At 45.5% G+C, this 12,662-nt stretch carries 14 protein-coding genes; 11 read left to right on the top strand and 3 right to left on the bottom strand.

Features of this window, described 5'->3' with window-relative positions:
* The first annotated feature begins 10 nt into the window (after positions 1 to 10).
* From ACEPPX_RS00815 to ACEPPX_RS00805, 3 genes are all read left to right on the top strand, one after another.
* A complete protein-coding gene (locus ACEPPX_RS00815; protein WP_416622555.1) occupies positions 11 to 604 on the top strand; it encodes an NMCC_0638 family (lipo)protein in 594 nt (197 codons plus the stop codon).
* Between the two features lie 34 nt (positions 605 to 638).
* Positions 639 to 1,682, top strand: a complete 1,044-nt coding sequence (gene pyrC / locus ACEPPX_RS00810; protein ID WP_416622554.1) for a dihydroorotase — start codon at positions 639 to 641, stop codon at positions 1,680 to 1,682.
* A 127-nt stretch (positions 1,683 to 1,809) separates the two neighbouring features.
* On the top strand, positions 1,810 to 2,427 hold the full coding sequence (locus ACEPPX_RS00805; RefSeq protein WP_047760267.1) for a lytic transglycosylase domain-containing protein: 618 nt from the start codon (positions 1,810 to 1,812) through the stop codon (positions 2,425 to 2,427).
* 216 nt (positions 2,428 to 2,643) lie between these two features.
* Here ACEPPX_RS00805 and nadE read toward each other — a convergent pair whose 3' ends face one another.
* Positions 2,644 to 3,435 (bottom strand): NAD(+) synthase, encoded by a 792-nt coding sequence (gene nadE / locus ACEPPX_RS00800; protein ID WP_416622553.1) that lies wholly within the window; start codon positions 3,433 to 3,435, stop codon positions 2,644 to 2,646.
* A 224-nt stretch (positions 3,436 to 3,659) separates the two neighbouring features.
* On the opposite strand from nadE, the gene ACEPPX_RS00795 reads away from it, so the two are divergent.
* The 8 genes from ACEPPX_RS00795 (at position 3,660) to rho (ending at position 10,924) form a co-directional block, all read left to right on the top strand.
* Positions 3,660 to 4,583: an AEC family transporter gene (locus tag ACEPPX_RS00795; protein WP_416622552.1), complete on the top strand. Its 924-nt coding sequence runs from the start codon at positions 3,660 to 3,662 to the stop codon at positions 4,581 to 4,583.
* Positions 4,584 to 4,728: 145 nt separating this feature from the next.
* Positions 4,729 to 4,959, top strand: coding sequence for a cytochrome b6 (locus tag ACEPPX_RS00790; protein WP_416622551.1), 231 nt, complete (start codon positions 4,729 to 4,731; stop codon positions 4,957 to 4,959).
* Positions 4,956 to 5,288, top strand: coding sequence for a DMT family transporter (locus tag ACEPPX_RS00785; protein ID WP_416622550.1), 333 nt, complete (start codon positions 4,956 to 4,958; stop codon positions 5,286 to 5,288). Before ACEPPX_RS00790 ends, ACEPPX_RS00785 begins: the two co-directional genes overlap by 4 nt.
* A 2-nt stretch (positions 5,289 to 5,290) precedes the next feature.
* Entirely contained in the window at positions 5,291 to 5,707 is a 417-nt protein-coding gene (locus ACEPPX_RS00780) for a gamma-butyrobetaine hydroxylase-like domain-containing protein (RefSeq protein WP_416622549.1), read from the top strand.
* Positions 5,708 to 5,736: 29 nt separating this feature from the next.
* On the top strand, positions 5,737 to 6,474 hold the full coding sequence (gene ubiE, locus ACEPPX_RS00775) for a bifunctional demethylmenaquinone methyltransferase/2-methoxy-6-polyprenyl-1,4-benzoquinol methylase UbiE (protein WP_416622548.1): 738 nt from the start codon (positions 5,737 to 5,739) through the stop codon (positions 6,472 to 6,474).
* A gap of 146 nt (positions 6,475 to 6,620) precedes the next feature.
* Positions 6,621 to 7,445, top strand: a complete 825-nt coding sequence (locus tag ACEPPX_RS00770; RefSeq protein WP_416622547.1) for a basic amino acid ABC transporter substrate-binding protein — start codon at positions 6,621 to 6,623, stop codon at positions 7,443 to 7,445.
* 271 nt (positions 7,446 to 7,716) lie between these two features.
* Complete coding sequence (locus ACEPPX_RS00765; RefSeq protein WP_416622546.1) at positions 7,717 to 9,402, top strand: glutamine--tRNA ligase/YqeY domain fusion protein; 1,686 nt, start codon at positions 7,717 to 7,719, stop codon at positions 9,400 to 9,402.
* Positions 9,403 to 9,661: 259 nt separating this feature from the next.
* Positions 9,662 to 10,924, top strand: a complete 1,263-nt coding sequence (rho, locus tag ACEPPX_RS00760; RefSeq protein WP_416622545.1) for a transcription termination factor Rho — start codon at positions 9,662 to 9,664, stop codon at positions 10,922 to 10,924.
* A gap of 249 nt (positions 10,925 to 11,173) precedes the next feature.
* Here the strand turns inward: rho and ruvB are convergent, their stop codons facing one another.
* Complete coding sequence (gene ruvB, locus ACEPPX_RS00755) at positions 11,174 to 12,211, bottom strand: Holliday junction branch migration DNA helicase RuvB (protein ID WP_416622544.1); 1,038 nt, start codon at positions 12,209 to 12,211, stop codon at positions 11,174 to 11,176.
* Positions 12,212 to 12,407: 196 nt separating this feature from the next.
* Positions 12,408 to 12,587: a protein MIGRI gene (locus tag ACEPPX_RS00750; protein ID WP_416622543.1), complete on the bottom strand. Its 180-nt coding sequence runs from the start codon at positions 12,585 to 12,587 to the stop codon at positions 12,408 to 12,410.
* Positions 12,588 to 12,662 lie beyond the last annotated feature (75 nt).

The following is a 12,662-nucleotide window of genomic DNA, read 5'->3' as shown; positions in this document are numbered from 1 at the left end:
CCGTCTGAAAGTGAAAACATACGGTGTTTTGGGAACAGTATTAACCGTTTCCCTGCTTTCTGCCTGCAACCGGACGGATGAGGCCGGAGCCAATTTGATGCGGCACAATGCGACGACGGCAATTGCTTTTTTTGCCGAAGCCTGTATCGGAACAGGTGCCGATTTGCAAGGCATGGCTGCTTGGGCCCGGCAAAAAGGCTGGCATAAGCTGGAAAAAGCCGAATTGGCCGCTCAGCCGTTCGGATTATTAGCCGCAGATGCAAAAAACGTATGGCTGTTCAGGCCGGATAAAGACACAGCGTATTATTTGAGTGGAGACGGAAACTGCCGTATACAAGTTACCCGTGCCGATGCGGATATCCTGCAGGAGAGCTTCGCCAAGTTGGCTTTACAGGGGCGTAACGGTGTACAGGCGGCTTTGCGTGCGGAAAATTATACTTCGACTCCGTTTCCTTTCACCCAGAAAGTCTATTCTTGGTGGCGCCCCGGGAGTGGAAGCGAAGTGTTATTAACCGCAAATACCTCGGTATCTGATTTTCTGCCTGCACAGGCCGCTTTGGATTATCGGGAAGAGCAGCTCGGAAAAGTAGTCATTAATCATTAACTTAGCTCCATACAAATATCTATAAAGGAATATTATGCAAACACTTACTATAATCCGGCCGGATGATATGCATTTGCACGTACGCGACGGCGAAGCCATGCAGACGGTAGTGCCGTTTACCGCAAGGCAGATGGGACGTGCGCTGATTATGCCGAATTTGAAACCACCCGTAACTTCAGTCGAAGAGGCTTTGGCATATAAACAGCGTATTTTGGCTGCGGTACCGGAAGGAGTAGGTTTTGAGCCTTTGATGACACTATATCTCACCGACCGTACCACACCGGAGTTGGTGCGCGAAGCCAAAGCCGCGGGTATCGTTGCTTTCAAACTTTATCCGGCGGGCGCGACTACTAATTCAGATTCCGGCGTAACCGATTTGTTCAAGCTGATTCCAGTGTTGGAAGAGATGGCCCGGCAGGAAATTTTATTTTTGGTACATGGTGAAGTGACCGATCCGGAAATTGATATTTTCGACCGTGAGGCAGTCTTTATCGAACGCGTGATGAAGCCTGTTTTAGAAAAAGTGCCTAATCTCAAGGTGGTATTTGAGCACATTACCACGGCGGAAGCCGCCCGTTTGGTGTGTGAAGCGGGCGAAAATGTCGCCGCAACGGTAACGCCGCAGCATTTGTTGCTGAATCGTAATGATTTGTTGGTCGGCGGTGTTCGTCCGCATCATTACTGTTTGCCCGTATTGAAACGCGAAAGCCACCGCCAAGCATTGGTTGCGGCTGTAACAGGTGAAAAATCACATAAATTCTTTTTGGGAACGGACAGTGCGCCGCATGCCCAAACCGCAAAAGAAAATGCTTGCGGCTGTGCGGGGATGTTTAGTGCCGTTACCGCTATCGAGCTTTATGCCGAAGTATTCGAACAGGCTGGCGCATTAGATAAACTCGAAGCCTTTGCATCAAAAAATGGCGCCCGTTTCTACGGGCTGCCTGAAAATCCGGGTACGTTAACTTTGCACAAACAAGCCCAACAAGTGCCTGAAAGCTTGCCTTTCGGTAACGGTGAAAAGATAGTACCGATGCGAGCCGGTGCAACGGTTGCTTGGAGTGTGCAATACGAATATTAATTTAAGCGTATTAAATCCAATAGGCCGTCTGAAATACCCCATAAATATCGTTAAGGTTTTTCAGACGGCTTTTAGCGGTATATTTTCAAAAAATCTAATAATGATTATTCACGATACGGAAAAAGAAATGTTTCTACCTCACTTAGATTTCCCCATTGGTCGCCGCCGCCTGTTATTGGCGGGATCTGCGCTTTTATTGCCGGCTTGGGCTCAGGCAGGGGCGCAACGCGAGGAAACCCTTTCGGATGACGTTGCTTCGGTGATGCGCAGTTCGATTAATAATGTCAATCCGCCCCGACTGGTTTTTGCCCGTGCAGAGGATGGTCGGCGCTGGTTGGGTGATATGTCGGCACGGTTGGCCCGTTTTGTACCCGACGAAGGCGAACGCCGCCGCCTGTTGGTTAATATCCAATATGAGTCGGTGCGTGCCGGCTTGGATACGCAGGTTATTTTGGGTTTGATAGAGGTAGAGAGTGCGTTTCGCCAATATGCCATCAGCAGTGTGGGTGCCCGAGGTTTGATGCAGGTTATGCCGTTCTGGAAACGATATATCGGCAAGCCTGAGCACAACCTTTTCGATATCCGCACGAATCTTCGTTACGGTTGCACAATCTTACGGCATTACAATAATGTCGAACGCGGTAATCTTTCCCGCGCACTGGCACGTTTTAACGGTAGTTTGGGTAGCAATAAATACCCGAATGCGGTGCTGGGAGCATGGCGTAACCGCTGGCAGTGGGGTTGATTTGATTAACTAATCTTCGGCTTAATTCTATTGCTTAGTCTGGTAGAAACATTACAGAAGATATGGATAAATATTTAATGCCGTCTGAAAGTTTCAGACGGCATTTTTTATGATAATGCTAGGCTGCTATTCTCAAACGTAAGGTTCTTAATTTTGAACTCTGAACATATGTTGCGGCCGGTAATTAAAAGGATAAGCTGTTTCGATTGCGCAAAACTATTTCAGAAGTTCATCGGGAATATCACATACCGGAATAGGGTTAACCTTATGCTGCATGGCTTTGTGCAGGCGGGTATAGATTTCCAATACTTCACGTTGGCGGCCTTGCAGATCTTCGGGCTTTTGTTTGCCGTAAACGCTCATAGCCCATTCCAATTCGTTATAGCTTGCGCCCATTTGCTGCTCGTCGGTGCGCTCGATATCCCATAATCCGTCTGTGGGAACGGCTTTTTGGATTGATTCGATTACATCGAGTTCTTTAGCTAATTGGTAAACTTGGCTTTTCAGCAGATCGGCAATAGGGCTGATATCAACGCCACCATCGCCGTATTTTGTGAAAAAGCCCACGCCGAAATCTTCAACTTTATTGCCCGTGCCGGTAACCAGCAGGCCGTTGATTTGACCATAGTAGTAAAGTGTTACCATGCGTAGCCGGGAGCGGGCGTTGGCTAATGCTAGATTTTTGGCGGGATAGGCATTTTCATCTACATTTACCGTTTCGGCAAATTGGTTGAAAGTAGGGGTAAGGTCAACACTTAAGCCTGATACGTTGGGAAATTTCTCCGTAAGATTTTTAATATGCTCTTGCGCTCGGCTGACTTGGTCGGCTTGTTGGCGGATGGGCATTTCCAAAAGCAGGGTGGGTATGCCGGTACGGGCGGCCAAAGTAGATACGACAGCAGAATCGATGCCGCCTGAAACTCCCACCACAAAGCCTTTTGCTTTGGCATTTTGGGCGTAGGTTTTCAGCCAATTGACAATGTGGTCGATAACGGCTTGGGTTTGCATAAAACGGCTCCTGGCTGTATGGGGTAAAAATATTAATATAGCGTGATTTGGTGCCGTCTGAAAGAGCGGATGCAGACAGCGTGTGCAAAAGATTGTAGCTGAAGATTTGGCAACAAGATTTGATTACGGGCGTTTTAGGCAGTTTGGACTGGCTGCTTCTGTTAAAATTACGAAATCTGCCATGTAATTTATTTTAAAACCGGCGGATTTTTGAGGATAAAGCCATGCTTGCCGTTTTAACCATTACCGCACCGATATTTGTCGTGATGGCAATGGGATTTTTTGCAGTCCGCTTCGAAATGTTTACCGAAAGCCAATTGGCCGCTTTGGGTAAATTTGTGATCCGTATCGGCTTGCCGATGTTGGTGTTTCATGCCATTGCCACTCGCCCGATTGCCGATGTGTTTAGTCCTATATATTTGGCAGGCTATGGTATGGCTTCGTTGTTAGCATTTGTTGTGGGTTGGGCTGCTAGCCGTTATCGTGGGCAAGAAGCGGTATTGTCCGCTCTTAACGGATTGGCAACGGGAATGTCGAATACCGGCTTCATCGGTTATCCTTTGGCGGTAATGACTTTGGGCACTTCGGCGGGCATATATTTTGCCATGAATGTTTTGATTGAAAATATTTTGATTCTGCCGCTGATGTTTGTATTGATTGATTTGGCAAAGGGTAGTGAAAAAGTCGGGGCAACTTTACGGCGGCTGGCTATTAACCTTTTGAAAAATCCGATTATTTTGGCATTGTTGATAGGGTTGTTTTTTTCTGTATCAGCTATTCCCGTGCCTGCGGTATTGGAGCGGGTATCCGCTATGTTGGCTTCGGCGGCTTCGCCGCTGGCCTTATTTGTGATAGGCGGCGGATTAGTAGGCTTGTCTGTTCAGGGGAATTTGAAAGATATTTTGCCGGTAGTGATCGGAAAGCTTTTGGTATTTCCTTTATTGGTAGTGGCTTGTTTGTGGGGCTTTGGCGCAAGTAAAGAAATAATGTTTGCGGGTGCTTTGCTGGCAAGCGTACCTATGGCCAGTATGTACCCGATTTTCGGTAGGCAATACGGTTTTGCCCGGCAAACTGCGGCGGTAATGTTACTGACAACAGTTATATCGTTTTTTTCTATTTCCTTAGTTCTGTTGTTGGGTCACGGTTAAAGAAAGTTTAAATAGGCCGTCTGAAACTTAGGTAAAAGATTAGGTGGGGAAGCCTATCGGATTACCTTCCTTAATGTTTTAAGAAAAGCTCACAGGCAGTTTCTGCTACAATAAAATAAGATTACAGCTTCTTGAAAGACATTTGATGGACAGCGTGAAAATCCGTAGGGCCACACGCGCCGCGTTTCTCTCTATTGCAGCCATGATGTTGGCTTTTACTTTGGTGGTAACTTTCATGTTACTGCCGATGGGCTTGGATAGTAATGGGTGGCTTTGGGCAGTGCGCTTGTCGCTATATGCATTGGTGTTTTTTGCGCTGATAGGCGGGCTGTTTAGTATTCGCGTATTTTTACTGAAGCGTAAGGATAGCCGGTGAACGTGTGGATTTTATTGGTATTGGCCATCGCTCTGGAAATATGCGGTACATTACTGCTGAAGCTGAGCAATGGCTTTGCTAACTGGCAGGCTGCAGCCGGGGCGCTATTTTGTTATGGTTTGGCTTTTTACTGCCTGTCGGTATTGTTGAAAACCATTCCGCTAGGAATTGCTTATGCCATATGGTCGGGCGTTGGTATCGCCGCTGTTTCAATAATCGGCTGGTTGTTTATGAATCAGAAACTCGATATGGCGGCTTTAATCGGTATAGGCATGATTATTGCCGGTGTTTTGGTAATTAATTTATTTTCTCAAGCAGGAACACATTAACTATGAAGTATCCGACTCCCGAAGAAATCAGGCTGCAAAACAGCCGTGCGGCCTTAACTTTGGTTTATGGCGGTTCGGCAAAATCACTGCCTGCCGAGTTTTTGAGAGTGTATTCTCCTAGTGCCGAGGTGCGCGGCCACGGCGTAGGCCAGGAAGTATTACAAACAGGGAAAGCCGCTGTTTTGATCATGGGATTGGAGCCGGTAGGGCAATATGCTTTGAAAATTACTTTTTCAGACGGCCATGACAGCGGTTTGTACGACTGGGATTATTTATATAAATTGGCTCACGAATACGATACAATGTGGGCAGACTATTTACGCGCAATCGAAGCGGCAGGTGCGTCGCGCATCGCATCTCCGCTAGAAGCCGTGCCGGCTAAAACCGGCTGCGGTTCGGGCGGTTGCGACAAACATTAAAAGCAAAAAACAGAGTGTCAGGATAAAAAATGAGTGACAACAAAACCCATTTCGGTTTCAAAACCGTAGATGAAAGTGAAAAAGCCGGAAAAGTAGCCGAGGTATTCCATTCGGTAGCCAGCAATTATGACATTATGAACGATGTCATGTCGGGCGGGCTGCATCGTGTTTGGAAACATTTCACAATCAATACAGCCCGTTTGAATAAGGGGGATAAAGTATTGGATATCGCGGGTGGTACGGGCGATTTGTCGCGCGGTTGGGCCAAGCGTGTCGGAAAAGAAGGCGAAGTATGGCTGACCGATATCAACTCATCTATGCTTACCGTAGGCCGGGACCGACTGCTTAACGAAGGCTTGATTCTGCCTGTTTCCTTGGCAGATGCCGAAAAGTTACCTTTCCCGGATAATTATTTCAATCTGGTTTCGGTTGCTTTCGGTTTACGTAACATGACTCATAAAGATGCTGCTTTGAAAGAAATGTACCGCGTGCTTAAGCCGGGAGGCACGTTATTGGTATTGGAATTCTCGAAAGTATTCAAACCGCTGGCACCTGCATATGATTTATATTCATTCAAACTGTTGCCGTTGATGGGAAAAGTAATTGCCAAAGATGCCGACAGCTATCAATATTTGGCCGAGTCCATCCGTATGCATCCTGATCAGGAAACATTAAAACAAATGATGTTGGATGCCGGATTTGATAGTGTCGACTATCATAATATGACTGCCGGTGTGGTAGCGCTTCATAAAGGCATCAAATTCTAAAGGTATGTTTGCAGGCATTCTGTCGCACAAATACCCGGAATTTAATGACGGATATGGCTACCGGCGTAGAGTAAATTTCCAGCTCAAAAAATATTGTGTATGATATGCCGTTTTAACGGCATATTATGATTTTATAAGGATTCACCATGTTTAAAAAAACCGCCGTATTGGCAGCTTTGGCTTCTGCTCTTTTTCTGGGAGCATGCTCGAAAAATGAAAGCAGTCAGAAAACTGCAACCGAAGCTCCGGCAGGTAAAACCTATATCGTGGCTGCTGATGCCGCCTATGCACCATTTGAATTTGAAGATAACGGTAAAGTCGTAGGTTTTTCAATTGATATTCTAGACGCCATTGCGGCCAAAGAAGGTATCAAATTCGATTATGTGAATACACCTTGGGAAGGTATTTTCGCCAACTTGAATAAGGGTGATAGTGATGTAGTTTCTTCAAGCGTAACCATTACAGACGAACGCAAAGCTTCATTGGATTTTTCAGACCCGTATTTTGAAGCTTCCCAGCTGATTGTCGTTGGTGAAAAAGGAGATACAATCAAATCATTTGCAGATTTGAAAAACCATACCGTTTCCGTACAAAACGGCACGACCGGTGATTTGGTTGTACAAAAATTACAAGGTGCAAATAGCACGAATATCAAGCGTTTTGAAAATATGCCGTTAGCACTCACGGAGTTGTTGAGCGGAGGTGCTGATGCTTCCGTGGGCGATAACGGTGTGGTACAAAACTTTGTAAACAATAATCCGAACGCCAAACTCCGAACTATTGCTGATCCTTCTTTTGAGAAAGAATACTATGGTTTTGTTGTTAAAAAAGGCCGTAGTGACGAATTGTTGTCTAAAATTAATTCAGGGTTGGCTGCTATCAAAGCAGATGGTACATACCAGCAGATTCAGGATAAATGGTTCGGAGGTGCCAAACAAGCTGCGGCCTCAGAAGCTTCGGCTGCCAAGTAACCATTATTCGCCTAATAAAAAGGCCACCGAAACGGGTGGTCTTTTTTTATTAGGCATAGTTGCCGAGGCGACTCTATCTCCGACGCGATTGGCAACCCATGCCTGACCTTAGTAAAATCTGAAATTTTTTAAATCAAGCAGGCCGTCTAAAACAGGCAGTTGAAATTTCAGGTACAATACACCATTATTACTCAAACGAAGCAACAGGCCTTTCAGACGGCCGCATAATGTTTTCATACACTTACTCGAAATAATCGACCACATTAATATTATGATGAATAAAGAACAATTTGCCGATAATCATTTTATCCGCAATATCATTGATGAAGATCTTGCCAGCAGTAAACATACAGCCATTCAAACCCGCTTCCCGCCCGAACCCAACGGTTATCTGCATATCGGTCATGCAAAATCCATTTGCTTAAACTTTGGTTTGGCCTATATCTATGACGGCTTGTGCAATTTGCGTTTTGATGATACCAATCCGGAAAAAGAGTCGGAAGAATATGTCCGTGCCATTAAAGAAGATGTTCAATGGCTGGGTTTCCAATGGGCGGGTGAACCCCGTTTCGCTTCAAATTATTTTGATCAACTTTTCGAGTATGCGGTCGGCTTGATTAAAGACGGTAAAGCTTATGTAGATGATTTGAGCGCGGAGGAAATGCGCGAATATCGCGGCACATTAACCGAACCGGGTAAAAACAGCCCGTACCGTGACCGTAGCGTTGAAGAAAACCTTGATTTATTCATGCGTATGAAGGCCGGTGAGTTTCCCGACGGCAGTAAAACCCTGCGCTTAAAAATCGATATGGCATCAGGTAACGTTAATATGCGCGATCCGGTAATTTACCGTATCCGCCGCGTGCACCATCACAATACCGGTGATAAATGGTGTATTTATCCGATGTATGATTATACTCATGCTATTTCCGATGCCATCGAACATATTACCCATTCGTTATGCACATTGGAGTTTGAAGCGCATCGCCCCTTATACGACTGGGTGTTGGACAATATTCCGATTGATAACCACCCGCGTCAATACGAGTTTTCCCGTTTGGAGCTGCTTTATTCGATTACATCCAAGCGTAAGTTGAATCAACTGGTTACAGACGGTCATGTAAATGGCTGGGATGATCCCCGCATGCCCACTATTTCCGGTATGCGCCGCCGCGGTTATACGCCGGAAGGCTTACGCCTATTTGCCAAACGTGTTGGTATTTCCAAATCGGAAAATATTGTTGATATGAGCGTACTCGAGGGTGCTATCCGCGAAGAGCTGGAAGACAGTGCGCCGCGCATGATGGCTGTGCTTAATCCGATTAAAGTAGAGCTGATCAATTATGATTCTGCCATTACCCAAAGCCGTAGCGCTCCTTATCATCCGAATCATCCTGAATTCGGCGAGAGGGAAATACCGATTTCTAAAACTATTTATATAGAAGCTGATGATTTTAGTGAAAATCCACCGGCCGGTTGGCAGCGTCTGACTCTGGGCGGCGAAGTCCGCTTACGTTACAGCTACGTTATCAAATGCGAAGAGGTGGTGAAAGATGCCGGTGGCCGTATCGTTTCGCTAAAATGCAGTATCGATCATGATACCTTGGGTAAAAAGCCGGAAGGGCGGAAAGTAAAAGGCGTTATCCATTGGCTTTCGGCAGAGCATGCCGTGCATGCTACTGTACGCTTGTATGACCGCCTGTTTACCGAAGCGCGCCCCGATGCGGTACGCGGAGAAGACGGCGAATACTTGCCGTTTACAGACTTTCTCAATCCGGATTCGATGACGAAAATCGATGCTTGGGTAGAACCTGTTGCAAATACTTTAGTTCCTGAATCCCGTTATCAATTCGAAAGATTGGGTTATTTTGTAACGGATCGCTACGATCATAAGCCAGATGCTCCGGTGTTTAACCGCACCGTTACATTAAAAGATAATTGGCAAGCCAAAAATTAGCCATTCGAAAATAAAGCCGCCTGGAATTTTCAGACGGCTTTAATTATAACCCTTCAATCAATCGAAAACAGATTTTAAATATAATTAAATTTGACAAATACGGAACTAGTCCATAGAATCCGCGTCAGACAAATGCTTTGTCGTCCTATCTCAGCCTAATCGGCAGCAACTCCCTTAAATTTAGTTTCAAATTATTTTTCAGACGGCCTTTCTCAACGGCTTTCAATTTTTCATTATTCAAATCATATAAAATAAAATCATGCACGTTTCCGAATTACAAACCCAGCATATTTCCAAACTTTTAGAAATGGCCGAGCAACACGGTATTGAAAATGCCAACCGCTTACGCAAACAAGATCTAGTATTTGCCATTGTGCGCCAAATGATGAAGCAGGGCGAAAGTTTTACCTGCTCGGGTACATTGGAAATTCTGCCCGACGGTTTCGGCTTTTTGCGCAGTTCCGATACTTCATATTTGGCCGGCCCGGACGATATTTATGTATCGCCCAATCAAATCCGCCGGTTTAACCTGCATACAGGCGACACTATTGAAGGCAGTGTACGTGTTCCGAAAGATAACGAGCGGTATTTTGCTTTGGTACGCCTTGATAAAATCAATGGCGACCATCCTGAGGTTTGCAAACACAAAATTCTGTTTGAAAATCTGACTCCGCTTTTCCCGACACGCCAGCTCAAGCTGGAGCGTGATATTAAAGCCGAAGAAAATATTACCAGCCGTGCCATCGATTTGGTTTCGCCGATCGGCATGGGGCAGCGCGCTTTATTGGTTGCTCCGCCGAAGTCGGGTAAAACCGTTATGCTGCAAAATATTGCCCATGCGATTACAGCCAATAATCCTGAAGTGGAATTGATTGTTTTACTGATTGACGAGCGTCCTGAAGAAGTTACCGAGATGACCCGCTCAGTGCGCGGTGAAGTGGTATCTTCTACATTTGACGAACCGGCAGCGCGCCATGTGCAGGTAGCCGAAATGGTGATTGAAAAAGCCAAACGTATGGTAGAGCATAAGAAAGACGTAGTCATTTTGCTCGATTCGATTACCCGTCTTGCGCGTGCCTACAATACTGTTGTTCCGGCCTCTGGAAAAATTCTGACAGGCGGTGTTGACGCAAATGCCTTGCACCGTCCGAAACGCTTTTTTGGCGCAGCACGGAATATCGAAGAGGGTGGCTCTCTAACCATTATCGCGACTGCTTTGGTAGAAACCGGCAGCCGTATGGATGATGTGATTTTCGAAGAATTCAAAGGTACGGGTAATATGGAACTTCACCTTGACCGCCGTATGGCAGAAAAGCGTGTCTTCCCCGCCATTAATATTAATAAGTCGGGCACGCGCCGTGAAGAATTATTGGTGCCGAATGATCAGTTACAGAAAATGTGGCTGTTGCGTAAATTCTTACATCCGATGGATGATCTGGAAGCTACCGAATTCTTAGTTGGCAAATTGAAAGATTCAAAAGACAACAATGATTTCTTTGAATTGATGAGAGGCAGTAAATAAGGCCGTCTGAAAGTATGAATGACTTTTCAAACTTTGAATGATTTATAAAAAGTAGCGAAGGCTGAACTCTATTTACTGGATTCAGCCTTTAATTTTATTTATTTTTCATTTGTATAAAAAAGAAATATAACCCTGTTTCTTTAAATAGGGATCATTTAAATTTGCCTATAAAAAAATTGCTGCAGTGAAAAGCTAACTAAAATACCTAACTTTTTACTGCAGCAATTTAGTGTTCGGGCAAGCTGATATCTATTCTGAATCCGGCTTGTTTAGGCCGAAATGCAGATATGACCGTTCGGTAGCCATGCGGCCGCGGGGTGTGCGTTGCAAAAAGCCTTGTTGTATTAAGTACGGTTCGATAACGTCTTCTATCGTGTCAGTAGACTCACCGATGGCAGCGGCAACGTTTTCCAAGCCTACCGGGCCGCCGCTGAATTTATGCAAAATGGCATCCAAGAATTTTCTATCCATTAAATCTAATCCGGCCGCATCTACATCAAGCATAGAAAGTGCGGCATCTGCCACGGCCGCATCAATGATACCGCTGTGTTTGACTTCTGCATAATCGCGTACCCGCCGTAACAGGCGGTTGGCAATTCGAGGGGTGCCTCGGCTGCGCTTGGCAACCTCCATTGCGCCTTCTTTACCCATATTCAATTGTAAAAGTTGTGCCGAACGGCTGACGATAGTCGCTAAGTCGGTATGTTCGTAAAATTCCAGTCTAGAAACAATACCGAAACGGTCACGCAGCGGATTGGTCAGCATGCCGGCGCGGGTTGTCGCTCCCACAAGAGTGAAGGGCGGCAAATCAATTTTAACCGACCGGGCGGCGGGACCTTCTCCGATCATGATATCCAACTGATAATCTTCCAATGCGGGATAAAGGATTTCTTCAACTACAGGGCTTAGACGGTGAATCTCATCGATAAACAATACGTCGTGAGGTTCGAGATTGGTGAGTAATGCAGCCAAATCTCCCGCACGTTCTAATACGGGGCCACTGGTTTGGCGTAGATTTACACCGAGTTCTTTGGCGATAATGTGCGCCAGTGTCGTTTTGCCCAGTCCCGGGGGGCCGAATAATAATGTGTGGTCAAGTGCTTCGCCGCGCTTTTTGGCAGCTTGGATGAAAATAGCCAGCTGCTCTTTGGCTTTGGCTTGCCCGATATAATCTTGCAGGGTTTTCGGACGTAAAGCGCGCTCAAGTAGCTCTTCTTGCGAAGAAATATTATGCGAGGTAATGATACGCTGCGATGCGGCAGCCGTGAGGTTATCTGTTTGCAGCATGGTATAAACTTTAAAGAAAATCAGTTCAATGATACCTGAAAACGTAATATTTGGCTTGCGTTAGACAGATCTAAATAGAAAATGGCAGGTGGGTTTTTAAACATCAAAAATTAGTTTTAAAATGAAGGCATAAGATAGAGGCTAGCTATATTTATTGCTGAAAACATAGGCTGTCTGAAAGTGTGGCAGTGGCAGGTTATGAAAGTGATTTATAAAGATACCAGGCTAAAACAATGGCTGAAACGACGAGATAAACCCATGCACTGATAATCATGACACGGCTAATCGCCTGCTTTTGCTTACGGTTGAATAATCGGTTGATAATCAATCCGATAATTCCCAAAAAGAAGATAATTTTTAAGATACGGCCAATCATTTTGATTTTTGCAGGCCGTCTGAACGCCTTATTCCGGCGGCCTTTTATCCACAAAATACCGACAAGCCGCTATAA

The organism is Neisseria sp. S1 (assembly GCF_048060015.1).
Classification (GTDB): Bacteria; Pseudomonadota; Gammaproteobacteria; order Burkholderiales; family Neisseriaceae; genus Neisseria; species Neisseria arctica.
Note: the sequence above shows the minus strand (reverse complement) of the source record. Positions and strands in the feature narration are given on the sequence as shown.